The following is a 23006-nucleotide window of genomic DNA, read 5'->3' on the forward strand; positions in this document are numbered from 1 at the left end:
GAGGCGTGGATTTGGGGGACGTCCTACCGGGTCCTACACCCTCGAAGCCACGCGTCTCCGTCCCCGGGACGAGACCCGCGCCCGGCCCGGAACGGCGCGCGCAGACCTGCAGAAACACGGGCGATGATCCCCTTTCCCACCGAGCGCCTCGACGCCATCCTGGCGCGGCACGACATCGTCACCGCGCAGCTCGCCTCCGGCGAGATCGATCCCGAGACGGTGGTCCAGCTCTCCCGCGAGCTGTCCGACCTCGACCCGGTCGTGGCGGCGATCCGCGCCTACCGCGCCGCGCTGGAGAACCTCGCGGGCGTCGAGGCCCTGATCGACGAGCCCGGCACGGATCCGGAGATGCGCGCGCTCGCCGCCGAGGAGAAGCCGGAGGCGCTGGCGGCGCTCGAGACCGCCCACCGGGCCCTCCAGCTCCTGCTCCTGCCCAAGGACGCCGCCGACGAGAAGAGCGCGATCCTGGAAGTCCGCGCCGGCACCGGCGGCGACGAGGCCGCCCTCTTCGCCGGCGACCTGTTCCGGATGTACGCGAAATACGCCGAGTCGAAGGGCTGGCGGGTCGAGGTGATCTCCGAGAGCGAGGGCACCGTCGGCGGCTTCCGCGAGGTGGTGGCCGAGGTGAAGGGACGTGGCGTCTTCGCCCGCCTCAAGTTCGAGAGCGGTGCTCACCGAGTGCAGAGGGTGCCCGACACCGAGACGCAGGGCCGGATCCACACCTCGGCCGCCACCGTGGCGGTGCTGCCCGAGGCCGAGGAGGTCGACATCCACGTCAACGACGCCGACCTGAAGATCGACACGATGCGGGCCCAGGGCGCGGGCGGCCAGCACGTCAACAAGACGGAATCGGCGATCCGCATCACCCACCTGCCGACCGGCATCGTCGTCTTCGTCCAGGAGGAGCGGTCGCAGCACAAGAACCGGGCCCGCGCCATGGCGCTCCTGCGGGCGCGGCTCTACGAGGCCGAGCGCAACGCCAAGGATTCGGCGCGCGCGGCCGACCGCAAGGCGCAGGTCGGCTCCGGCGACCGCAGCGAGCGGATCCGGACCTACAACTTTCCGCAGGGTCGCGTGACCGATCACCGGATCAACCTGACCCTCTACAAGCTCGAGGAGGTGATGGCCGGGACCGCCCTCGACGAGGTGGTGGACGCCCTCATCACCGAGCACCAGGCTGAGCTCCTGGCCGCCGAGGGCATGGCCTGATCCGCGCCGTGACGCCGGACGCGCTCCAGGATCTGTCGCGCCGCGAGGCGCTCCGCGCGCTGACGGCGCGTTTGCACGCCGGCGGCGTTGCCGAAGCCGCGGGCGACGCCCGGTTCCTCCTGCTCGGCATCCTGGGCCTGGAGACAAGAGACCTGCTGATCGAGGGGGGCCGGCGCCTGGGCCCAGCGGACGCTGCGTCCCTCGCGGCGGCGCTGGCCCGGCGGCTCGCCGGCGAGCCGGTCGCCCGCATCCTGGGCGCCTGGGAGTTCTGGGGCCTGCCGTTCCGGCTGGGGCCCGACACGCTCGTGCCGCGCCCGGACACCGAGATCCTGGTCGAGGTCGCGCTGGCGGCGCGGCCCGACCGCGCCGCTCCGCTCCGCTGCCTGGACCTGGGGACCGGGTCGGGCTGCATCCTGACGGCCCTCCTGTCCGAGCGACCCCGCGCCACCGGCGTCGGGCTCGATCGTTCCGAGGGCGCCCTGCGCGTTGCCCGGGACAACGCCGTCACGAACGGCGTCGGCGACCGGGCGCGCTTCGTGGCCGGTGACTGGTGCGACGCCCTATGGGGCTGCTTCGACCTCGTGGTCTCGAACCCGCCCTACATCGCCCGCGCCGTCATCGGGACCCTGGAGCGCGAGGTCCGCGGGCACGACCCGGCCGCTGCCCTCGACGGCGGTGCCGACGGCCTCGAGGCATACCGGCGGATCCTGGGCGGCGCGGGGGCGTGTCTCGCCCCGGGCGGCCTGCTCGTGCTCGAGATCGGCTACGATCAGGCGGCGGCCGTGACGGATCTGGCGCGCGCCGCAGGCTACCGCGCCCGCGGATTGACCCGCGACCTCGCCGGTCACGACCGGGTGCTGAGTTTCGATCGGCCGGAGGGTCTTTTTTCCGGCCACAGGGATGCCTAAGTCAGGGTCAACCATCCCGGCACCGAAAAATTGCTTGTTGCATCAACCGGGGAACGCTAGAGTCGGCTTGAAGATCGCGAACCGTCCGTTAAGACGGACGGCTGTAAGGTCGGTGGTGACCGTGGGTCGCCGGCTGGTTCGCTGATCCCCCTAGACCGTCGAACCAGAACGCGCCGGTGCCAGCGCGGCGGGACGACACATTCGAACCTGACAATCGACTGAGGATCGGCGGCTTTCACCGGGCGCCTGGTTCGAGGGATGGTCAGGCAGACGCGCGGACCGAAGAGCGGTCCCACGCGCGGCGCCGCCGGATGCGCTTGGCCGGACTGCGCCACGAGATCCGCCCGGGCGCCTCCGTAGACAGTCGTTTGCGTGAACGAGGGTCATTACAGACCGATGAGACCAAACCAGAATCGACGGATGCGCGGCCGGAATCGGCCGAAGGGTCCGAATCCGCTGACGCGCTCCTACGAATCCAACGGTCCCGACGTCAAAATCCGCGGCACCGCGCAGCACATCGCCGACAAGTACGCGCAGCTCGCGCGGGATGCTCTGGCGGCCGGCGACCCGGTGGCGGCCGAGAATTACTTTCAGCACGGCGAGCACTACTTCCGTATTGTCTCTGGCGCTCAGGACCAGAATCGCCCGGCCAACACCGGCGGCTATGCCAGTCGTCCGTACGACGATGACATGGACGAGGGCGACGACGACGCCCAGGGCAACGGCGGATCCCAGAACGGTCACGCCTACAATGGCTACGACGACAACGATCCCGGCCAGCAGCCGCAGCCCTACGAGAGCCGTCCGGACGGGAATCAGGACGGCCGCCAGGGCCGTGACCGGTTCCAGAACCGCGACCAGCGCCGGTTCGACAACAACGGTCGTCAGGACTACCGGCGCCAGGACCAGCCGCGTCAGGATTATCAGCGCCAGGACTACCAGCGGCAGGATTATCGCCAGGAGAACCGGCAGGATCGTCAGGACCGCCAGGATTACGGCCGTCCGGATTACCGCCAGGAGCGGCACGAGGGTCGGCCGGATCGCCAGGACCGTCCGGACAATCGGCAGGATGGCCGCCAGGACGCGCGTCAGGACAACCGTCAGGACAATCGCGGCGACCAGGGCCGCTACGAGAACGGGCGCGGCGATGCCCCGCGCGCCGAGGGCCGGCAGGAGACCCGTCCCGAGGCTCGCCCGGAGCGGGCCCCCCGTGCCGAGGCCGCGCCGCGCCGCGAGCGCCGCCGCGAGGCCGCGCCCGCGGCGGAGGCCGAGGAGCCCACAGGCCTGCCGGCCTTCCTGATGGCCCCCGCGCGCCCCGCGCCCGCGGTCGAGCCGTCGAGCGCTCCCGAGCCCGAAGCGGCGGCCGACGAAGCTCCGGCCGCCAAGCCCCGCCGCCGTCGGCGCCCGCGCTTCGAGAGCGCCGCGGACGAGGGCGGCGCGACCACGCCGGCGGCGGACGTGCCGACCGAGTGATCCGACATCCCGGATGAGACTGAAACGAGGCCGTTCCGGGAAACCGGGGCGGCCTTCTTCGTTCGCGGCTCAGCGCGCGGACCGCCGCGCGGCCTTCCAGTCCGGGTAGGCGTGCATGCGGTGGATCAGGCGGCGACGGGGGCCGATCTCGCCGAACGGCGCGATCTCCCAGTCCCAGGCTTCCGGCGCGGGCGGCAGCGCGATCCCGAACAGCAGGTCGGCGCTGTCGACGGTCCGGCCCGCCCGGTCTTCCTCGCGCTGCACCGTGTCGGTGATCAGGCAGACTCGCTCGGCGCGCCCGGCGAGCGCGTCGAACGCCGCCAAGTGAGTCTCGACGAGGTGCGCGCCGAGCCGCGGGGGCGCCTCGCGGCCCCGGGTCTCGTGGGCCTCGATCGGGAGGAGCGGGATCTGCGACAGCAGATTCGCCGAGACGATCAGGTCGGCCTCCGCGCAGAGCTCGGCCCAGGCCCCGGCGAGACCGGCGCTGATCTCCGCGGTCACCAGCGCGACGTTCGGATATCGGCGGGCGGCGAGGCGCGCCGGCCAGGGATGGACGGCGTCCACGAGGGTGACCCGGTCGAACAGGCGGGCGAGGGCGTCGAGCGGCACGTCGTCGAGCAGGCCCGAGCCCAGCACCACCGCGTGCCGGCGCTGCCGGGTCGCTCCGGCCGCCGCCGCGATCACGGACTGCGCCCGCGCGAGGTGTGGCGCCCAGGCCGCCCGGCAGCGGCGCGAGCGGGCGTGGAGCAGGCCGCTCTGGCGGACATAGCCGAGCCGGCGCAGGGGAAGCGGCGCCGGGTTGAGGGCGGACAGGGCCCAGGCGAGGAGCATCGCCGGGCGGCTCAGCCCTCGTCGACGGACGCCGCCCGGCCCGGCGCGCCCCGGTAGCCGGTCGCCAGGACGTAGAGCTCGCTCGAATCGGCCCGGCTCGCGGCCGGCTTGACGTGCCGGACCGTGGCGAAGTCACGCTTCAGATCGGTGAGCAGCGCGCCCTCGGTGCCGCCCTGGAGCACCTTGGCGAGGTAGGCGCCTCCGGGGCCCAGGATCTCGCGGGCGAACTCCGCCGCCGTCTCGGCGAGGCCGATGATCCGCAGGTGGTCGGTCTTCTTGTGACCGGTGGCGTTGGCGGCCATGTCGGACATGACGAGGTCGGCGGGGCCGCCGAGCATCCCGGTCAGACGGTCAGGCGCCTCGGGGTCGAGGAAGTCGAGGGTGATGAACTCGACCCCGGCCATCGGCTCGATCTCCAGGAGATCGATGCCCACGACGCGGCCCGTCGGCCCGACCACCCGCGCGGCCACCTGCGACCAGCCCCCCGGCGCGGCGCCGAGATCGACGATCTTCTGGCCGGGGCGCAGGAGCTTGTAGCGCTCGTCGATCTCCAGGAGCTTGTAGGCCGCCCGGGACCGGTAGCCCTCGCGCTTGGCGCGGGCCACGTAGGGATCGTTGAGCTGGCGCTCGAGCCAGCGCTTCTGGGACAGGGTCCGTCCGCGGCCGGTCTTCACCCGCTGCTTCAGTTCGCCCCGGACACCGCCGCCGGAACTCGCGCCGCCGCGCCGGTCGCTCATCGCGCCGCCCTCATCGGACCGCCTTCCGGTTCCAGACCCCGTCCTCCCGCATCATGTTCATCAGCAATCCTTCGCGCAGGCCGCGATCGGCGATGCGCAGGCGCTCCGAGGGAAAGGCCCGGCGGATCGCCTCGAGGATCGCGCAGCCCGCGAGCACGAGATCGGCGCGGTCGCGGCCGATACAGGGGTTGTCGGCGCGCTGCTCGAGCCGCGTGTCGAGCAGGTCGTCGATGGCGGTCGAGACCGCGTCGTCGCCCATCCACAAGCCGTCCACGCGCCGGCGCTCGTAGCGGGCGAGCCGCAGATGCATCGCCGCGATGGTCGTGACGGTGCCGGACGTTCCGAGCAGGTGAAAGTGCGGCGCCGTCGCCGCCGGGGCGGCCCGGAGCGCGAAGGCCGAGAGCTTCTCGGCCACCTCCTCGACCATGCCCTCGAACATCCGTCGGGTGACCTCGGCGCCGCCGTGGCGCTCGGCCAGCGTCACCACGCCCACCGGAAGAGAATCCCAGGCCCGAATCCGCAGAGTCGGGTCGGTCGACGGGTTGGCGGCCGCGCCGTCCAGCCACGCGATCTCGGTCGAGCCGCCGCCGATGTCGAAGATGATGACCGATTCGGCGAGCGGATCCGCGAGCGCCGCGCAACCCGTGACCGCGAGATAGGCCTCGGTCTGCCGGTCGACGATCTCGAGGTCGAGGCCGACGCCGCGGCGGACGCGCTCCACGAAGGCGGCGCCGTTCACCGCGAGGCGGCAGGCTTCCGTGGCGATGATCTTGGCCCGCTGCACCCCGCGCGCCTGCATCTTGGCCCGGCAGATCCGCAGGGCCTCCACGGTCCGCTCGATCGCCGCCTCGCTCAGGCGGTCGGACGTGCCGAGTCCCTCGCCGAGGCGCACGATCCGCGAGAACGCGTCGATCACGCGGAAGCCGTTGAAGGTCGGCTCCGCGACCAGCAGGCGGCAATTGTTGGTGCCCAGGTCGAGCGCCGCGTAGGCGGCGCGCCGACGATCACGGCCCGGTATAGGAGCTTGCGTCTGAAGCGGCACCGCGCCGGTCTGAATTCGGGACGGCGCGGCCGCGGCGGTCTCGTCCCTCATCGGCGCGGCCGTCGATCCTTCGGGTCGGCCTTGAGCAGCGCGCTCGGCCTTCGCTGATCTGCGACCCTACAGGCTCGGCGGCGAACTGCAATGTCCCATCGCGGTCGCGGTCAGGCCACGGCCTTCATCGCGCTGGCCCGGCGCGGGATCGGGCGCAGGAGGCTCTTCACCTGCGAGTAGGGGCGGGGCCGGTTGATCACCTCGTCCAGCCGCGACCACAGCGTCTTAGGCGAGAACGGCTTGGCGATGATCTCGTTGACGCCGAGCGCCACCGCCCGGTCGACCACGTTCCGGCGCGGCTGGGCCAGCATCAGGATGATCGGGATCGTGGGGCAGGGGGAAGTGGTCGGCGTCCGCGCCAGCCGGATGAACTCCTCGCCCGACAGGATCGACAGATCCCAGTCGATGATGCTGATGTCGGGCTTGCTCTCGGCGAGCACGCCGAGCGCCTCGGCCCCGTCCGGCGCCTCGAGCACCCGCTTGATCCCAACGCGCATCAGCATGTCGCGCACGATTCGGCGGATGTAGAGACTCTCGTCGACCACAAGAGCGGAGAGATCGGGGAAAGTCGGTGTCGCGATCATGGCCGGCCGAGTCTGCGGGGCGCGGGGCCGAGTGTAGCCGGACAGCCTTTGCGTTTCGCTAACGCCTTCCCTCGAATGGGAAAGGGCCGGCCCGGCGGCGGGGTCGGGTTCCGTTGTTTGCCGCAAGAAAGTAACGAAACGGGCGCCTCTGGGCCAAGAAGGTCCTTGCGGTCAAGGCCCGATTGCGTCAGGACTGGGGCGTTATTCTTGGTTACCGCGACCTGGGGTAATGATAGTGCGGGGCGTGGGCTGTCTGGGATGGCGCGCACGCGGTATTCGAGACAAGGGCGGCGGACGGTTTTTGCGAGCTTTCTATGGGACGTGGTCGTGATTTCAGAGGGCCGCAGAAGCGCGGCTTCGACGAGAGTGGCGAGCCGAGATGGCCTGATCAGGCTCCCCCCAGCGGCGGATACGGCGGCGGCGGTTTCGGCGGTGGCGGCGGTGGTTTCGGCGGGGGCGGTTTCGATCGCGGCCCGTCGCGTGGCGCGGCTCCGGTCGCGTCCGGGCCGGAGCGCGATGCGACGGTCAAGTGGTTCAACAAGGAGAAGGGCTTCGGCTTCGTCGAACTCGGCGACGGTTCGGGCGATGCCTTCCTCCACATCCGCGCTGTCGAGGCGGCCGGCCACGACGATCTGATGCCGGGCACCCGGCTGACGGTCACGACGGCCCAGGGCCAGAAGGGCCCGCAGGTCACGAGCGTCACCAGCGTTGACACCTCCACGGCCGAGGCGCCCGCGCCCCGGCGTGAGTTCCGCCCGCGCACCGGCGGCTACGGCGCCGGTGCCGGCGGCTACGGCGACCGCGACCGCGGTGGTTACGGCGGCGGTGGCGGCGGCTACGGCGGTGGTGGCGGCGGCGGTGGCCGTTTCGCCAGCGGCCCGTCGGTGGAGATGAGCGGCACCGTGAAATGGTACGATCCCGCGAAGGGCTTCGGCTTCGTCTCGGTCAACGACGGCGGCAAGGACGTGTTCGTGCACCGCTCGGCGCTGTCCCGCGCCGGTCTCGACTCGCTCGCCGAAGGTCAGCAGGTCACGCTCGGCGTGGTCGAGGGCCAGAAGGGCCGCGAGGCCCAGAGCATCAACGTCGAGGATTGAGGATCGCGCGGCGGCCTCTCTGCCGCCGCGATCCGCGCGAAGACTGCGAGGCGGCGGCTCCCTGCGGGGCCGCCGCCTTCCTCGTTTCGGGACGATCCATGCGCCGCCTGCTGCTGTCCACGGCCCTGATGTTGCTCGCGGGGAGTGCCTGGGCGGAGGACTTCACGGGCTTCTACGCCGGGATCAACGCGGGCTACGGATGGGGACACGCGCGCGACGGCCGTGCCGCCGGTCCGGTGCCCGGGTCCGCCGCGGCCTCGACCAAACCGGACCCCGGAGCCGACCTGCCGCCGAGCGCCCGGAACGCGGCCGTGGCAATCCGCAGGTCCGGACGCGACGGCGCACCGGGAGCCGCCGGCTTCTGAGACGAGGCTCCGAGCGCGGGAGAGCATCGCCGCGCGCGCGGCCGAGGTCCGTTCTAAACACCTCGTTTCACACTGGAATCGTTCCGGAACATAGGCGTTGCACCGCGGCCTCGGCCGCTGCTAGGTCCCGCCATGGGCTCACGGGAACGAGAGGTGGCGCCATGAGCGCCCGCACCATGCCGACGCTGGCCGATCGCGCGGCAGTCGCCGGGCGGGTGCTGCTCGCGACGCTCGGCGGCTACGCGGTCGCCGCCCTGGCGAGCGCGCTGCTGGCGCTGATTCTTCCCGTCCCGCGCGCCGAGGCGGTCTCGGCCGGAACGCTGGCGAGCTTCGCCATCATGGCGGGCGCGGTGATCTGGGTGTTCGCCGCCCCTACGCTCGGTCGCGCGGCCCTGGTCCTCGGCCTGATCGCCCTCCTGCTGGCCGGCGCCCTGTGGCTCGCCGGCGCCTTCGTGTCCGGAGCGGCCGCGTGAGCCCTGCCCGGAGCTTCCGCCAGGCGATGGCGTGGCTGCACACGTGGTCCGGCCTGGTGGTCGGCTGGGTGCTGTTCGCCATCTTCGTCACCGGTACCGCCAGCTATTACCGCACCGACATCTCGGACTGGATGCGGCCGGAGCTGTCCGCGGGAGCCCCCGATCCCGCCGCGGCGGCGACGCGGGCCGGCGCGTTCCTGCGCAGGACAATGCCGGACGCGGCCGGTTGGTCGATCAAGCTGCCGAACGCCGAGACCTCGGCCGTCGAGGTCTACTGGTGGCCGAACTTCAGCGGCCCGTTCCACCACGCGCTGCTCGATCCCGCCACGGGCGAGCCCGCGCGCGTCCGCGACACGCGCGGCGGCGACTTCCTGTACCGCTTCCACTTCGAGCTGAGCCTGCCGCCGATCTGGGGGCGCTGGATCGTGTCGGCCTGCGCCATGGTCCTGCTGATCGCGCTGATCTCCGGTATCGTGACGCACCGGCGCATCTTCGCCGACTTCTTCACCTTTCGCCGCGACCGCTCGGCGCAGCGTGGCTGGTTGGACGCCCACAACGTGGTCGGCGTGCTGGCGCTGCCCTTCCACCTGATGATCGTCTACACGGGCCTCGTCACACTGTCGGCGACGCTGATGCCCTGGGGTATGAAGGCCGTCTACGGCGACGACATACTGCGCTACTACGCCGAGGCCGGCCTCGCGACGCCGGGCACGGCCCCGGTTGGCCGTCCCGGCAGGCCGCTGCCGCTCGGCGAGATCGTCGCCCGCGCCGCGGCTGCCGGCGGCGAGGCGCCCGAGGTGATACTCGTCTCCCATCCGGGCGATGCCGGCGCCACCGTGACGGCGTATTTCGAGGAGCCGCACGGGCTCGCGCACCTGCATCCGCAGATCGCCTACGCGGCCGATACCGGTGCGGAGATCGCCCGGGTCGGCGAGGCCGGCGCGGCGACCCGCACCGGGGCCGTGATGGCGGGTCTGCACGAGGCGCACTTCGCCGCCGCGCCGCTGCGCCTCCTGTTCTTCCTCTGCGGCGTGATGGGTGCCGCCACGGTCGCGAGCGGCCTCGTCCTCTGGACGGTGGCGCGGGCGCCGAAGGGCGCGGATCCCGAGGGCTTCGGCCTGCGCCTCGTGCGATTCCTCAACCTCGGGACCATCGCGGGCCTGCCGGTGGGCCTCGCCGCGTATCTCCTCGCGAACCGGCTGCTGCCCGACGGGCTCGGGGCCCGGGCGGACTGGGAGGTGCGCGCGTTCTTCGCGGCCTGGGTCGCCGCCGCCCTCGCCGCGGCCCTGTATCCGCGGCAGCGGGCGTGGTCGCTCGCTCTGGCCGTGCCGGCCTGCGCCTTCCTGGCGATAGCCTTCGTGGACGCGATCCTCGTCGGCCAGCAGCGCTTCCTCGCCTTCGACGTCGCCCTGGTGGCCGTGGGCGTCACTCTCGGCGTCGGATCCTGGCTGGCGGCGCGGCGTAAGCTGGCGACCGCGCGCCCCGCCAAAGCCAGTCTGTCACGGACGGTCGAAGCATGACATCCGCCGCGCTGATCCTCAGCCTGCTCCTCAGCTTCTCGGGCTTCGCGGCCCTCGCCCTCAGCCTCGACCGGCATCACCGGGCCGCCTACCGCGTCGGTGTGCCGAAGGCGCGGGTCGGAAGCTTGCGGATGGCGGGCTGGTGCGGACTCGGCCTCTCGTTCGCGGCGGCCGTCGCGGCGGCGGGCTGGAATTTCGGACCGGTGCAGTGGATCGGATCGCTGACGGGCTCCGCCCTGGCCGTGGTGGCGATCGTCGCCTATCGGCCGACCTGGCTGCGGATTGCGGCCCTGGCGGCGCTCCCGCTCGCGGCGGCGACCGTTCCGCTCGCCCTGCTCGGCTGAGCGACGGGGCCGACTCTCGGCGCGCACGGTGATTCGGCCGTCCGAACGTCCCAAACGCCGCTCGTCGCGGGAGTACGGTCCGGGCTGGGAATTTTTGCCCGCTCGCGGTGACGGCGGGAAGCGCGTAGGATCGCCCCACTCGCGCACTGGCCAAAAGTCCACCTTGATTCGACAGGCCAAAAGCCATTGGCTGCGAACAGAGCGGAAGCGGATGCGGCCCCCACGATCGGTCGTCCGAGCGCCAGCTTAAGCCCAAGAGCCGCGGTTCGCGAGGCCGGGGCCCACGGAGGGAACATAGCCATGAACAAGCCGGAATTCCTCGGCGACTCGAAGGTCAAGTCGCCCTTCTCGGCCCGCTACGACAACTTCATCGGCGGCCAGTGGGTCGCCCCTGCGGCCGGCCGCTACTTCGAGAACACCTCGCCGATCACCGGCAAGGTGGTGTGCGAGGTGGCCCGGTCGGACGCGCAGGACGTCGAGAAGGCCCTCGACGCCGCCCACGCGGCCCGGGAGGCCTGGGGCCGCACGGCGCCGGCCGAGCGCGCCCGCATCCTCCTCAAGATGGCCGACCGGATGGAGGAGAACCTCGACCTGCTCGCGCTGGCCGAGACCTGGGACAACGGCAAGCCGATCCGCGAGACGACTCACGCCGACATCCCGCTGGCCATCGACCATTTCCGATACTTCGCCGGCTGCGTGCGGGCGCAGGAGGGCTCGATCTCCGAGATCGACCACGACACGGTTGCCTACCACTTCCACGAGCCGCTGGGCGTCGTCGGCCAGATCATCCCGTGGAACTTCCCGATCCTGATGGCGGTGTGGAAGCTCGCCCCGGCGCTCGCCGCCGGCAACTGCGTGGTCCTGAAGCCGGCCGAGCAGACCCCGGCCTCGGTCCTGGTGCTGGCCGAGATCATCGGCGATCTGCTGCCGCCGGGCGTGCTCAACATCGTCAACGGTTTCGGCCTCGAGGCCGGCAAGCCGCTCGCCTCGTCGCCGCGAATCGCCAAGATCGCCTTCACGGGTGAGACGACCACCGGCCGCCTCATCATGCAGTACGCGTCGCAGAACCTGATCCCGGTGACGCTGGAGCTCGGCGGCAAGTCGCCGAACATCTTCTTCGCTGACGTGGCGAACGAGGACGACGACTTCTTCGACAAGGCCCTCGAGGGCTTCACGATGTTCGCCCTCAACCAGGGCGAGGTCTGCACCTGCCCGAGCCGCGCGCTCGTGCACGAGTCCATCTACGACCGGTTCATGGAGCGCGCGGTGAAGCGCGTCGAGGCGATCACCCAGGGCTCGCCGCTCGATCCGGCCACGATGATCGGCGCCCAGGCCTCGGGCGAGCAGATGGAGAAGATCCTCTCCTACATCGACATCGGCCGCCAGGAGGGCGCGCAGCTCCTCACGGGCGGCGAGCGCAACGTCAAGGACGGCGAGTTCGCCGAGGGCTTCTACGTGAAGCCGACCGTGTTCCGCGGCCACAACAAGATGCGCATTTTCCAGGAGGAGATCTTCGGGCCGGTCCTGTCGGTCACGACCTTCAAGGACGATGCCGAGGCGCTCTCCATCGCCAACGACACGCTCTACGGCCTCGGCGCCGGCGTCTGGACCCGCGACGGGACCCGCGCCTACCGCTTCGGCCGGGCGATCCAGGCCGGTCGCGTCTGGACGAACTGCTACCACGCCTACCCGGCCCACGCGGCCTTCGGCGGCTACAAGCAGTCCGGCATCGGCCGCGAGACCCACAAGATGATGCTCGATCACTACCAGCAGACCAAGAATATGCTGGTCAGCTACTCGGCCAAGAAGCTCGGGTTCTTCTGAGTTTCTTCCCGGGTCAACCCCCGAGACAACTTCAGCCCCGGCCGAGAGGCCGGGGCTTTTTCGATCCCGGATCGCGCGGTCAGTAGAGGCCGAAGCCGTAGCCCTCGAACGGCGCGTTGACGATGGAGCCTGGAGCCAGCGGCCCGGCATCGCCGCTGACGCTCGGCACGTCGTCCGGCGGGCCGTCCCAGCCGACCACGCCCATCGGGTTATCGGGAGTGACGTTGGGATTCCCCGCGACGCGCCACGCGTGCTGCACGAACAGGGGGTGCTCGCGGGGTTGAACGCGCAGGACGAGCGGCTCGGCGGCGGCGGGCCCTGCGAGACCGGCCACGGCCAGGATGAGGCAGGCAGCGCGTGTGCGAACCGACATCGTGCGGGCTCCTGATCGGTCGGGCGGTGTCCGCCGCCCTTCGGCGACACAACGCGCGACGCGACCGTTCGGCGCCGGCATCCGGCGCGATGCGCAGTGGAAACCGGCCGGGAACACAGCATATTCAGACATCGACAGGGAGGACGGCATGACTTCGGACCAGGTTATCGACGCCAACGTCGCCGAGCAGGCCGGCGTCGACGGGACACCCCTGCGGGTCACCGCCACCCCGGCGGCGCTCGCCCTGATCGATGAGCTGAGGCGCGAGTACGGTCCGGTCATGTTCCACCAGTCGGGCGGCTGCTGCGACGGCTCCTCGCCCATGTGCTACCCGGTGGGCGACTTTCTGGTGAGCGACGGCGACGTGAATCTCGGCACGGTGGGGGGCGCGGACTTCTTCATCAGCCGGTCGCAGTTCGAGGTCTGGAAGCACACGCACCTGATCCTCGACGTGGTGCCGGGCCGCGGCGGCATGTTCTCGCTGGAGAACGGCCGGGAGAAGCGTTTCCATATCCGCTCGCGCCTGTTCTCCGAGGCGGAGAACCGTGCGCTCGAGGGCGCGTGCAAGCTCTGAGGACGGGCTGAGCGGGGAGGCGATTGCCGTGGCGACCGTGAAACTCTGGTCCGATGCCGAGGCCGACGCCGACGCGCGCGTCAGCGCGGTCTTTGCGGACATCCGGGCGACCCGGGGATCCGACGTCGTCAACAATTTCTGGCGCGGCCTCGCCAACGATCCCGCGCTGCTCGAGCGGACTTGGTCCGCCCTGAAGACCGTCATGGGGCCGGGGACCCTCGATCCCCTGACCAAGGAACTGGTCTACATCGCGGTCTCGATCGCCAATGGCTGCCCGTACTGCATCCACTCCCACACCGCGGCTGCGCGGGCCAAGGGCTTGACGGAGGGCCAGCACGGCGAATTCCTGGCGGTGGTCGGGATGGCCAACCAGACGAACGCGCTGGTCAACGGTATGCAGATCCCCATCGATGCCGCCTTCAGAGTGGAGGAAGGTCCATGAGTTCCGCGTCCGGCACGGAGAAGCAGGGGTTCCGGGTGGTGCACGAGAGTGCGCCGTTCCGCGGCAAGCAGGGACACATCTACCGGCCGGCGATCTCGGCCGAGGCCGTGGGTTCGCGGGCGCTGCACATGCAGCTCCTGGAGATCCCGCCCGGTGAGCGGGCCCACGCCCACAAGCACGAGCACCACGAGACGGCGATCTACGTGCTGTCGGGCGTGTCGGGCTGCTTCTGGGGGGAGCGGCTGGAGAACCACGCGATCGCGGGCGCCGGCGAGTTCGTCTACATCGCCGCCGACGTGCCGCACCTGCCCTACAACCGCAGCCAGACGGAGCCGGTCACGGCCGTGATCGCCCGGACGGACCCGAACGAGCAGGAGAGCGTCGTCCTGCTGCCGCACCTCGAGGCGGGCGTCGACTGGTCGAAGGCCGAGGCCTAGCGTCTCAGCGCTGCTCGATCCGCTCGTTGGCGAGACGCTCCGCCCGGGTGCGCTCGTCGGCCGAGAGACCGGAGAGGGTCTGATCGAGCCACGCGTCGGACAGGCCCTGTCCGGCGGCCGCGAGGTTCCAGGCGGCCGCCTCCACGGGGTTCTTGGCAACGCCGCGGCCCACCGCGTACAGCCGCGCGACGCGGTTCTGCGCGATGGCGTTGCCGCGCGAGGCCGCGTGCAGGAAGTACCGGGCGGCCGCACGCTCGTCCTTGGTGACGCCGGTGCCGTTGAAGAGAAGGATCGCGTACTCGACCTCGCTGGCGAGATCGCCGTTGTCGGCGCCGCGCCGGAACAGCTCCGCGGCCTTCGACGGATCCTTCGGCACGCCGCGCCCCTGCAGGTAGAGCACGCCCAGGTCGTGCTGGGCCGGGCCGATCTCGGCGTCTGACGCCTTGCGGAACTGCGCGGCGGCCGCCGCCTCGTCGGCCGTGGCGCCGGTGCCGATCAGGATCAGGCCGAGATTGTAGGCCGCGGTCGGTGAGCCGTGGGCCGTGGCCTGCTCGAGCCAGCGCCGCCCGGCTTTCGGGTCCTTCGGCATGCCGCGACCGTCGAGGGCCATCAGCCCCAGGGAGGCCATGGCGGACGCGTCGTTCTGCGCGGCCGCCAAGCGATACCAGTCGGCCGCCTTGACCGGATCCTGCTTCACGCCGAGGCCCTGATTGTACAGCTCGCCGAGCAGCGTCATGGCGGCGGCATCCTTCGGATTCGCCTCGATGCGCTTCGTCGCCTCGCGGAAGGCGGTGACGTACTGGCCCTTCTGATAGGCGCCGTAGGCAAAGTCCGGTGGCTGGCCGCCCGCTGGCGGCACGGCGCCGCGCGAGTAGTTCGGCGTGTAGGGGCTCGGCAGTTCCGGCATCGGCGTCTTGCCGGTCTGCGCCGCGGGCCCGATCGCGCCGGGCGCCGCGGTCCGGGCCGGATCGGCCGGTCCCGAGGCCGCCCAGGCCGGCAGCGCCAGCAGCGCCGCGCCGGCGACGGCCGCCAGACGACGGACGTCGCGGCCTCTCACGCCTCGGACTCCCGGACGGCGCGCTGGGCCCGCTCGACCGCGCCCGGATCCGGCAGCCAGAGGCCGCTCTCCAGGCCGACGAACTCGGCACCCGTCGCGGCGAGAGGCGCGATCTCATCGGCGGCAGCCGCCACCGCGATGCACGGTGTCTCGAAGATCTCGGCCCACCACGCGGCGCGGGCCCGCACGGTCTCCGCCTCGGGCGCGACGCCGTCCGGGTACAGACCACCGAACATCAGGTAGTCGATCCCGGCCTCGCCGGCCTCCATCGCGCCGTGCTTGGTCTCGAGGCCGCCGGCGCCGAGGATTCGCCCCTCCCGGAGCCGGCCGCGCAGGTCCTTCAGGTCGCGCGGCTTGTCGACGTGGATGCCGTCGGCGCCGCCCCGGATCGCCACCGCGGCGAGATCGCCGGCGAAACCCGGACAGGCGACGACCAGGGCCGCGCCGCGCTCCTGCACGAGCGGAGCGACCGATTTGACGCGGGCCGTCAGCCCGCGCTCGTCGGTGGCAGCCAGCCGCAGAATCACGGCGGCGACATCGCCGGCTTCGCACGCAACCTTCAGGGCCGTCACGAAAGCGGCGATGCCATCCGCTTCGAGACCGTGCGGTCCGAGCAGGGCGAGACGGGCGCTATTGCTCATCGAAACCGGCAACCCGCGCCCTACTGCGGCCCGATCTTCGGGTCGAGGGCGCCGCTGGCGTAGCGCTTGGCCATCTCGGCGACGGAGATCGGGCGGATCTTCGAGCCCTTGCCGGCGGTGTTGAACTCCTCGAAGCGCTGCTTGCAGAGCTTCGTCATCGCCTCCATGGCGGGCTTGAGGTACTTGCGCGGGTCGAACTCGGACGGGTTCTCGGTGAGCACCTTCCGGATCTGGCCGGTCATCGCCATGCGATTGTCGGTGTCGATGTTGATCTTGCGCACGCCGTGCTTGATGCCGCGCTGGATCTCCTCGACCGGGACGCCCCAGGTCGGCTTCATCTGGCCGCCGTACTGGTTGATGATGTCCTGCAGGTCCTGCGGCACCGACGACGAGCCGTGCATGACGAGGTGGGTCGTCGGCAGGCGGCGGTGGATCTCCTCGATCACGTTCATCGCCAGCACCTCGCCGTCGGGCTTGCGGGTGAACTTGTAGGCGCCGTGGCTCGTGCCCATGGCGACGGCCAGCGCGTCCACCTTCGTGGCCTCGACGAACTTCACCGCTTCGTCCGGGTCGGTCAGGAGCTGGTCGTGGCTGAGGGTGCCCTCGGCGCCGTGGCCGTCCTCGGCCTCGCCCTGGCCGCTCTCCAACGAGCCGAGCACGCCCAGCTCGCCCTCGACCGAGACACCGGCCCAGTGGGCCATCTTGGTGACGTTGCGGGTGATCTCGACGTTGTAGGTGTAGTCGGCCGGGGTCTTGCCGTCGGCCTTCAGCGAGCCGTCCATCATCACGGAGGTGAAGCCGTACTGGATGGCGGTGGCGCAGGTGGCTTCGTTGTTGCCGTGGTCGAGATGCATGCAGACCGGAATGTGCGGGTAGATCTCGACGAGGCCGTCGATCAGCTTGGCCAGCACGACGTCGTTGGCGTAGGCCCGGGCGCCGCGGCTCGCCTGGAGGATCACCGGTGAGTCGGTGGCGTCGGCGGCCGCCATGATAGCGAGCCCCTGCTCCATGTTGTTCAGGTTGAAGGCGGGCACGCCGTACTCGTACTCAGCGGCGTGATCGAGGAGCTGCCGGAGGGTGATGCGTGCCATCGTGCGTGTCTTCCCGTTTCCCGTTTCGTCGTCCGCCGGATCGCCGGGGGTATCAAGAAACCCTCAGCTGCGCTGTATCGTGTCGCTCTGCCGGGTGCCTCGCTTTCGGTCAATCTCCGGCAGGGCGCAGGACATTCTTTCGGCGGATGATCCTCACCCGATCCGGCTCACCGGTGCCACGACGCGTTCCTCGCCCTCGCTGACTCGCGCGACGAAGTCACGGCCGTAACCCGCGATATCGCGCGCATCCCGGCCGCGTTCCGGTCGTCCTCGCGCATGCCCAGATCGAGGCGGTCGATCCGCCCGTCGAGGCGCGTCACCGTCTCGGTCCGCAGATGCGCCAGGCTCGCCTGGACGCCCTTCGGGATCTCGAAGGCTGCGGTCTCCACGTGGTCACCCATGGCCTCGGCCCCCCGGCCGACGACGGCCGGCCATGTAGATAGGGTCGTGTCGCAGGGAGAGGAGAGCAAGGCGGCCCTCTCAGCCTTTCGCCCGCAGCGCCTCGACGCCCGGGAGGGCCTTGCCTTCCAGCCACTCGAGGAAGGCGCCGCCGGCGGTCGAGACGTAGGTGAAGTCCTGCCCCGCGCCGGCATGGTTGAGCGCGGCCACGGTGTCGCCGCCGCCCGCGACCGAGACGAGCTGGCCGTCCTTCGTCCGCGCGGCCGCGTGCTTGGCGGCGGCCACGGTCGCGGCGTCGAACGGGGCGAGCTCGAAGGCGCCCAGCGGGCCGTTCCACACCAGGGTCTTGGCCCCGTCGATGGCGGCGTTGATCTCGGCGACCGAGCGCGGACCGGCATCGAGAATCATGCTGGCGTCCGGCACGGCGTCCACCGGCACGGTCTCGTGGGGGGCCTGCGCCTTGAACTCGCTCGCGGCGACCGCGTCGACCGGCAGGATGATCCGGCAGCCGGCCTTCTCGGCCGCCGCCAGGATCCGCGTGGCGGTCTCGGCGAGATCCTTCTCGCAGAGGGACTTGCCCACCGCCTTCCCCTGCGCGTGCAGGAAGGTGTTGGCCATGCCGCCGCCGATCACCAGCATGTCGACCTTGGCGACGAGGTTCTCCAGGAGATCGATCTTGGACGAGACCTTGGCCCCTCCGACCAGCGCGATCACCGGGCGCTGGGGCGATTCCAGGCCCTTGGTTAGCGCATCGAGCTCGGCCTGCATCTCGCGGCCTGCATAGGCCGGCAAGCGGTGGGCCAGACCCTCGGTGGAGGCGTGCGCGCGGTGGGCCGCCGAGAAGGCCTCGTTGACGTAGACGTCGCCGTTCGCCGCCAGGGCGTCCGCGAAGGCCGCGTCGTTCTTCTCCTCACCCGCGTGGTAGCGGGTGTTCTCGAGGAGGAGGACGTCGCCGTCCTTGAGGGCCGCCACCGCCTGCGCGGCGGCGTCGCCGACGCAGTCAGCCGCGAAGGCGACATCGCGTCCGAGGGCCGCGCCGAGGGCGGGAACCACTGGCTCGAGCGAATCCTTCGGCTCGCGCTTGCCCTTCGGTCGACCGAAATGGGCGAGCAGGATCACCTTGGCGCCCTGCTCGGCAACCTCGCGGATCGTCGGTGCGACGCGCTCGATGCGGGTCGCGTCGGTCACGCGCCCGCTCTCCATGGGCACGTTCAGGTCGACGCGCATGAGGACCCGCTTGCCCTTGAGGGAGCCGGCATCGTCGAGGGTGCGGAAGGCGCTCATGCGGTCTGGTGCGGTCCTGTGCGAGGCGGGGCGGTTACTGCGCGGTGGTGCCGATGGTGGCCCGCTGCGGCAGCAGACGGTCGAGGTTGAGCCGCTGGACGGCCACCATCAGGACCACGGTCAGGATGGCGGTAATCACGGCGGTGAGGACGAGGGCGCCGGTCCCGGGCAGGCGCCGGGTGCGCTCGGCGAGACCGCGCATCTCCGTCCGGAGCGCCGCGAGGTCGGATTGCCGCGCGGATTCGTTCATCCGGTTCGCGGCGTTCTCGACCTTGTCCTCGACCCGCGACAGGAGCGCCTCGGAGCGGGCGTACTTGTCCTCGATGCGCGAGCACTTGTCCTCGATCCGCGCGAGCTGATCGAAGAGCTGGTTGGCCGGGAGCGTGTGGGACGGGACCGCGGAGGTGGCGGGTGCGGCGGTCGGTGCCACGGCGGGTGCGTTGGGCGGCGGCGGAGCCGGCCTGGGGGCGGGCGGCACGGCTGCCGGCCCGCTCGACGTGCCCTGCGAAGCGTCGGTCATCCCTGGAGAGTCCCTGGTTCGAAGATAGGCCGTCCGAAGAGACGTGCGGCCGCCGGCCTCTCAGGAGGCGGCGACCGCTGCAGTCCAGCTCAGATGAGCTTGGCCATGGCGACGGCCGTGTCGGCCATGCGGTTCGAGAAGCCCCACTCGTTGTCGTACCAGGTCAGGATGCGCACCAGAACGCCGTCCATGACCTTGGTCTGGTCGAGGTGGAAGGTCGACGAATGCGGGTCGTGGTTGAAGTCGATCGAGACGTTCGGCCGGTCGGTGACGCCGAGGACGCCCTTCAGCGGACCGGAAGCGGCGGCCTTGATCGCGTCGTTGATCTCCTGGACCGTGGTCGCGCGCTTGGCCGTGAAGACGAGATCCACCGCCGAGACGTTCGGGGTCGGCACGCGGATCGCGGTGCCGTCGAGCTTGCCCTTGAGCTCCGGAAGCACGAGGCCGACGGCCTTCGCGGCGCCGGTCGAGGTCGGGATCATCGAGAGCGCCGCGGCGCGGGCCCGGTAGAGATCCTTGTGCATCTGGTCCAGCGACGGCTGGTCGTTGGTGTAGGAATGGATCGTGGTCATGAAGCCGCGCTCGATGCCGACGGCCTCGTCCAGCACCTTCGCCACCGGGGCGAGGCAGTTCGTGGTGCAGGAGGCGTTCGACACGACGTGGTGCTCGCCCGTGAGCTTGTCGTGATTCACGCCGTAGACCACCGTCAGGTCGGCGCCGTCGGCCGGGGCCGAGACGAGGACGCGCTTGGCGCCGGCGTCGAGATGGGCCTTCGCCTTGTCCTTCGAGGTGAAGATGCCGGTGCACTCGAGCGCGATGTCGACGCCGAGGTCGCGGTGCGGCAGCTCGGCCGGGTTGCGAACGGCCGTGACCTTGATGCGCTTGCCGTTCACCACCAGGAACTCGCCGTCGACCGCGACCTCGCCGGGGAAGCGGCCATGCACGGAATCGTAGCGGAGCAGGTGGGCGTTGGTCTCCACCGGGCCGAGATCGTTGATCGCCACGACCTCGATGTCGCTGCGGCCGGCTTCCGCGATCGCCCGCAGGACGTTGCGGCCGATGCGTCCGAATCCGTTGATGGCAACCTTCGTCACGGCGTGACTCCTTCCTGATGCGGCTCGCCGCGCGCCGGACCTCGGGAGCGGTCCGCGAAGCGGTCTCGGCGGCCCGCCATACCGTCCGGGCCGGGCCGGACGGGATCTGGGCGGGCGGGTTTGAACCTGCGATGAACCGGACCGGGAGAGGCCGGGCTTCGACGCCCGTGACCGTCGGATCGGACGGTGCTGGCTGAGGCCTCGGAACTGTCGCGGACCGGCCCTCCGGCATGTCTCGCGCGGTCCCTCTCGGGATCGCGCGGCTGTCTAGCATGGAGCCTCGACCTGTCAAACGCGTCGCTGTGACAAAGACCTTCGATCCACCGACCAATAAACAGGGATTGCCAGGATCCATTCGGTCAGCGGGCGGATCGGGGATCGAACGCGATTTCGCGCTGGAATTCCGCCTGCATTCGACCGAAAGCTTCGCGTCGGGGTAGACGAAGAACCATGGCCGACGAGACCGAGACCCTTTCCATCGACGACGCGCTCAGCCGGCTCGAAGCGGCGATCACCCGCCTCGACGCCGTCGTCCAGCACCGCCTCGAGACCGACGCGCAGCCCGACGACCGGGACGCGGAGCTCGCCCTGATGGACGAGGATCGAGCCCGGCTGGCCGCCGCCCTCGACGCGGCGAGCGCCCGCCTCGCCGCGGTCTCGGCGACGACCGGGGAGGTCGGGCACCGGCTCGACCGGGCCATCGAGACCGTTCAGGATGTGCTCGGACGCGCCTGACCCCACCGCCCACGCCTGTCGGAGCGACCAGCGGAGCCATCCTTGCCGCAGATCAACGTGACCATCGACGGCCGCAGCTACCGCATGGCCTGCGGCGAGGGCGAGGAGGCGCATCTGACGGGTCTCGCCGCCACCCTGGACGGGCGCATCGCCGAGATGCGCAAGAGCTTCGGCGAGATCGGCGACATGCGCCTGCAGGTCATGGCGGCGCTGACCATCGCCGACGAGCTCGCGGAGCTGCGGTCGCGGATCGCGACGCTGGAAGGCAACGTCGCGGAATTGCGCGCCGCCGCCGAGACCGCGGAGCGGGGGCGGACGGAAGATGCCCAGCGCGCGGCGTTCGGGATCGGTCGGGCGGCCGAGCATATCGGGCGGCTCGCCGACGCCCTCGGCGCGTCGGCGCCGCGGGCCTGATCCGCGGCGCCCGGACGTGCCTCGCGAGGACCGACGTCCCCATAAATCAGAGACAGGCCGTGAGCGCCTGTCCTAGGAAGGCGCGGCATCGAACCGGGTCCGCGCCGCCTGGATCGCGCCGTGGCTCTCCTCGGCCCATCGGACGAGGCGCGCCAGCGGCTCGAGCAGGGCGCCCCCGAGGTCCGTGAGCCGGTACTCGACGCTGGGCGGCTTCGTCGGGAACACCGTCCGCGCCACGAACCCGTCCCGCTCGAGATCCCGGAGCGTCTGCGTCAGCATCCGCTTGGAGATGTCGGGCAGCGTGCGGAGCAGGGCGCTGAACCGGAGCGGCCCGTCGGCCAGGGCGATCAGGAGTAGCATCGACCACTTGTCGCCCACCCGATCCAGCACGTCCCGGACCGGGCACGCCGCCGGATCGAGGGTGCCGGCCTGCCACACCGCGTACTTGGCCGCCAGCTCGGCGCGGGCGGGCGGCAGCGCGGTCTCCTTCGCGTAACCTGGTCCCAAAATCCTGCCTCCTTCACCGCCCAAGTGGTCTCATCTAGTGACCATGTCCCGAGATTGAACCATGGGAGACAGGCATGACGCAGACCGATTATCCGAGCTACTTCGTGACCGGCGCCACGGGCCAGCTCGGCCGACAGGTCATCGCGGCGCTCCTGGAGCGCATCCCGGCCGGCGCGGTGGTGGCCGGCGCGCGGGACATCGAGGGCGAGTCGGCTCGCAGCCTGCGAAGCCTGGGCGTCGCGGTCCGCCGGGCCGACTACGCCGATCCGACGAGTCTGGACGCGGCGTTCCAGGGCATCCAGCGCCTCCTGCTGATCTCGTCGAGCGAGATCGGCCGGCGCGTGGCGCAGCATCGCAACGTCATCGACAGTGCCGGACGGACCGGTGTCGGTCTGATCGCCTACACGAGCGTCCTGCACGCCGACACGTCGGCCCTCGCCCTGGCCGAGGAGCATCGCCAGACCGAGCGGCTGCTCGCGGATTCCGGCGTGCCGTTCGTCGTGTTGCGCAACGGCTGGTACACGGAGAACTACGCCGCCGGCATCGCGCCGGCGCTCGCCCACGGCGCCGTCCTCGGCTGCGCGGGCGACGGGCGGATCGCCTCGGCCGCGCGGGTCGATTACGCGGCGGCGGCGGCGGCTGTTCTCACCGCCGAGGGGCAGGGCGGCCGCATCTACGAGCTGGCGGGCGACGAGTCCTACACGCTGACCGAGTTCGCGGCGGCGATCGCCGCCGCGGCAGGCAGACCGGTCGCGTACCGCGATCTGCCGCAGGCGGAGTACCGGGCGGCGCTCGTGGCCGCCGGGATACCGTCAGACTTCGCCGCGCTGCTCGCCGACTCGGACGCGGCCGCGGCCCGCGGCGCGCTAGACGACGACACGCGTCAGCTGAGCGCGCTGATTGGCAGGCCGACGACGCCCTACAGGTCCACGGTGCACGACGCCGTCGCGCGCCTCTGAATCCCGTGCGCGACTGTCCGCATC

Annotated in this window: 28 protein-coding genes; 15 read left to right on the forward strand and 13 right to left on the reverse strand. The window is 71.1% G+C overall.

Going from position 1 to position 23006, the window contains the following annotated elements; translation table 11 throughout:
* The first annotated feature begins 123 nt into the window (after window positions 1–123).
* From prfA to BKE41_RS00915, 3 genes are all read left to right on the forward strand, one after another.
* Window positions 124–1209, forward strand: coding sequence for a peptide chain release factor 1 (gene prfA / locus BKE41_RS00905; protein ID WP_012317162.1), 1086 nt, complete (start codon window positions 124–126; stop codon window positions 1207–1209).
* Window positions 1210–1217: 8 nt separating this feature from the next.
* Complete coding sequence (gene prmC / locus BKE41_RS00910) at window positions 1218–2117, forward strand: peptide chain release factor N(5)-glutamine methyltransferase (RefSeq protein ID WP_029359054.1); 900 nt, start codon at window positions 1218–1220, stop codon at window positions 2115–2117.
* Window positions 2118–2537: 420 nt separating this feature from the next.
* Window positions 2538–3590, forward strand: a complete 1053-nt coding sequence (locus tag BKE41_RS00915) for a DUF4167 domain-containing protein (protein ID WP_029359052.1) — start codon at window positions 2538–2540, stop codon at window positions 3588–3590.
* A gap of 69 nt (window positions 3591–3659) precedes the next feature.
* On the opposite strand, the gene BKE41_RS00920 is transcribed toward BKE41_RS00915, so the two are convergent.
* From BKE41_RS00920 to BKE41_RS00935, 4 genes are all read right to left on the reverse strand, one after another.
* Window positions 3660–4421 carry a hypothetical protein gene (locus BKE41_RS00920; RefSeq protein ID WP_070998281.1) on the reverse strand — a complete coding sequence of 254 codons (762 nt, stop codon included), beginning with the start codon at window positions 4419–4421 and terminating at the stop codon, window positions 3660–3662.
* An 11-nt stretch (window positions 4422–4432) separates the two neighbouring features.
* The gene (locus tag BKE41_RS00925; protein WP_012317166.1) at window positions 4433–5158 is read right to left on the reverse strand and encodes an RlmE family RNA methyltransferase; all 726 of its coding nucleotides are present in this window, start codon (window positions 5156–5158) and stop codon (window positions 4433–4435) included.
* A gap of 10 nt (window positions 5159–5168) precedes the next feature.
* Window positions 5169–6251, reverse strand: a complete 1083-nt coding sequence (locus BKE41_RS00930) for a Ppx/GppA phosphatase family protein (protein ID WP_070998282.1) — start codon at window positions 6249–6251, stop codon at window positions 5169–5171.
* A 110-nt stretch (window positions 6252–6361) separates the two neighbouring features.
* Complete coding sequence (locus BKE41_RS00935; RefSeq protein ID WP_012317168.1) at window positions 6362–6835, reverse strand: response regulator; 474 nt, start codon at window positions 6833–6835, stop codon at window positions 6362–6364.
* 314 nt (window positions 6836–7149) lie between these two features.
* On the opposite strand from BKE41_RS00935, the gene BKE41_RS32375 reads away from it, so the two are divergent.
* From BKE41_RS32375 to adh, 6 genes are all read left to right on the forward strand, one after another.
* Complete coding sequence (locus BKE41_RS32375; RefSeq protein ID WP_012317169.1) at window positions 7150–7929, forward strand: cold shock domain-containing protein; 780 nt, start codon at window positions 7150–7152, stop codon at window positions 7927–7929.
* A gap of 98 nt (window positions 7930–8027) precedes the next feature.
* Window positions 8028–8294 carry a hypothetical protein gene (locus BKE41_RS00945; RefSeq protein WP_012317170.1) on the forward strand — a complete coding sequence of 89 codons (267 nt, stop codon included), beginning with the start codon at window positions 8028–8030 and terminating at the stop codon, window positions 8292–8294.
* A 161-nt stretch (window positions 8295–8455) separates the two neighbouring features.
* The gene (locus BKE41_RS00950; protein WP_012317171.1) at window positions 8456–8767 is read left to right on the forward strand and encodes a hypothetical protein; all 312 of its coding nucleotides are present in this window, start codon (window positions 8456–8458) and stop codon (window positions 8765–8767) included.
* Between the two features lie 26 nt (window positions 8768–8793).
* Window positions 8794–10287: a PepSY-associated TM helix domain-containing protein gene (locus BKE41_RS00955; protein WP_058607551.1), complete on the forward strand. Its 1494-nt coding sequence runs from the start codon at window positions 8794–8796 to the stop codon at window positions 10285–10287.
* Window positions 10284–10631 carry a DUF3325 domain-containing protein gene (locus BKE41_RS00960; RefSeq protein ID WP_012317173.1) on the forward strand — a complete coding sequence of 116 codons (348 nt, stop codon included), beginning with the start codon at window positions 10284–10286 and terminating at the stop codon, window positions 10629–10631. The genes BKE41_RS00955 and BKE41_RS00960 overlap by 4 nt, the downstream gene beginning before the upstream one ends.
* 300 nt (window positions 10632–10931) lie before the next feature.
* Window positions 10932–12455, forward strand: coding sequence for an aldehyde dehydrogenase (adh, locus tag BKE41_RS00965; protein WP_012317174.1), 1524 nt, complete (start codon window positions 10932–10934; stop codon window positions 12453–12455).
* A 79-nt stretch (window positions 12456–12534) separates the two neighbouring features.
* Here the strand turns inward: adh and BKE41_RS00970 are convergent, their stop codons facing one another.
* Window positions 12535–12828 (reverse strand): hypothetical protein, encoded by a 294-nt coding sequence (locus tag BKE41_RS00970; protein ID WP_012317175.1) that lies wholly within the window; start codon window positions 12826–12828, stop codon window positions 12535–12537.
* Window positions 12829–12976: 148 nt separating this feature from the next.
* Here BKE41_RS00970 and BKE41_RS00975 point away from each other — a divergent pair, with 148 nt between their 5' ends.
* From BKE41_RS00975 to BKE41_RS00985, 3 genes are read left to right on the forward strand one after another with little or no spacing between them, the layout of a single operon-like run.
* Window positions 12977–13402: a DUF779 domain-containing protein gene (locus BKE41_RS00975; protein ID WP_012317176.1), complete on the forward strand. Its 426-nt coding sequence runs from the start codon at window positions 12977–12979 to the stop codon at window positions 13400–13402.
* Window positions 13403–13430: 28 nt separating this feature from the next.
* Entirely contained in the window at window positions 13431–13844 is a 414-nt protein-coding gene (locus BKE41_RS00980; RefSeq protein ID WP_012317177.1) for a carboxymuconolactone decarboxylase family protein, read from the forward strand.
* Window positions 13841–14281: a cupin domain-containing protein gene (locus tag BKE41_RS00985; RefSeq protein ID WP_012317178.1), complete on the forward strand. Its 441-nt coding sequence runs from the start codon at window positions 13841–13843 to the stop codon at window positions 14279–14281. The genes BKE41_RS00980 and BKE41_RS00985 overlap by 4 nt, the downstream gene beginning before the upstream one ends.
* Before the next feature lie 4 nt (window positions 14282–14285).
* Here BKE41_RS00985 and BKE41_RS00990 read toward each other — a convergent pair whose 3' ends face one another.
* The 7 genes from BKE41_RS00990 to gap form a co-directional block, all read right to left on the reverse strand.
* The gene (locus BKE41_RS00990) at window positions 14286–15338 is read right to left on the reverse strand and encodes a tetratricopeptide repeat protein (RefSeq protein ID WP_024827850.1); all 1053 of its coding nucleotides are present in this window, start codon (window positions 15336–15338) and stop codon (window positions 14286–14288) included.
* Window positions 15335–15979, reverse strand: coding sequence for a thiamine phosphate synthase (locus tag BKE41_RS00995; RefSeq protein ID WP_043072926.1), 645 nt, complete (start codon window positions 15977–15979; stop codon window positions 15335–15337). Before BKE41_RS00995 ends, BKE41_RS00990 begins: the two co-directional genes overlap by 4 nt.
* Window positions 15980–15999: 20 nt before the next feature.
* Window positions 16000–17070, reverse strand: coding sequence for a class II fructose-bisphosphate aldolase (gene fba, locus BKE41_RS01000; protein ID WP_012317181.1), 1071 nt, complete (start codon window positions 17068–17070; stop codon window positions 16000–16002).
* A 167-nt stretch (window positions 17071–17237) separates the two neighbouring features.
* Window positions 17238–17471 (reverse strand): hypothetical protein, encoded by a 234-nt coding sequence (locus BKE41_RS01005; RefSeq protein WP_070998283.1) that lies wholly within the window; start codon window positions 17469–17471, stop codon window positions 17238–17240.
* A gap of 79 nt (window positions 17472–17550) precedes the next feature.
* On the reverse strand, window positions 17551–18753 hold the full coding sequence (locus tag BKE41_RS01010; RefSeq protein WP_070998285.1) for a phosphoglycerate kinase: 1203 nt from the start codon (window positions 18751–18753) through the stop codon (window positions 17551–17553).
* 34 nt (window positions 18754–18787) lie between these two features.
* Entirely contained in the window at window positions 18788–19273 is a 486-nt protein-coding gene (locus BKE41_RS01015; protein WP_070998287.1) for a hypothetical protein, read from the reverse strand.
* Window positions 19274–19362: 89 nt separating this feature from the next.
* Window positions 19363–20367, reverse strand: a complete 1005-nt coding sequence (gene gap / locus BKE41_RS01020; RefSeq protein WP_012317185.1) for a type I glyceraldehyde-3-phosphate dehydrogenase — start codon at window positions 20365–20367, stop codon at window positions 19363–19365.
* Between the two features lie 450 nt (window positions 20368–20817).
* Here gap and BKE41_RS01025 point away from each other — a divergent pair, with 450 nt between their 5' ends.
* Both BKE41_RS01025 and BKE41_RS01030 read left to right on the forward strand, forming a co-directional pair.
* On the forward strand, window positions 20818–21102 hold the full coding sequence (locus BKE41_RS01025) for a DUF4164 family protein (RefSeq protein WP_024827845.1): 285 nt from the start codon (window positions 20818–20820) through the stop codon (window positions 21100–21102).
* A 42-nt stretch (window positions 21103–21144) separates the two neighbouring features.
* The gene (locus BKE41_RS01030; RefSeq protein WP_043072929.1) at window positions 21145–21516 is read left to right on the forward strand and encodes a cell division protein ZapA; all 372 of its coding nucleotides are present in this window, start codon (window positions 21145–21147) and stop codon (window positions 21514–21516) included.
* 72 nt (window positions 21517–21588) lie between these two features.
* On the opposite strand, the gene BKE41_RS01035 is transcribed toward BKE41_RS01030, so the two are convergent.
* A complete protein-coding gene (locus tag BKE41_RS01035; protein ID WP_043072930.1) occupies window positions 21589–22023 on the reverse strand; it encodes a helix-turn-helix domain-containing protein in 435 nt (144 codons plus the stop codon).
* 74 nt (window positions 22024–22097) lie between these two features.
* Between BKE41_RS01035 and BKE41_RS01040 the strand changes: the two genes are divergently transcribed.
* Window positions 22098–22982 (forward strand): NmrA family NAD(P)-binding protein, encoded by an 885-nt coding sequence (locus BKE41_RS01040; protein ID WP_070998288.1) that lies wholly within the window; start codon window positions 22098–22100, stop codon window positions 22980–22982.
* Window positions 22983–23006 lie beyond the last annotated feature (24 nt).

This window comes from Methylobacterium sp. C1, assembly GCF_001854385.1.
GTDB classification, from domain to species: Bacteria; Pseudomonadota; Alphaproteobacteria; order Rhizobiales; family Beijerinckiaceae; genus Methylobacterium; species Methylobacterium radiotolerans.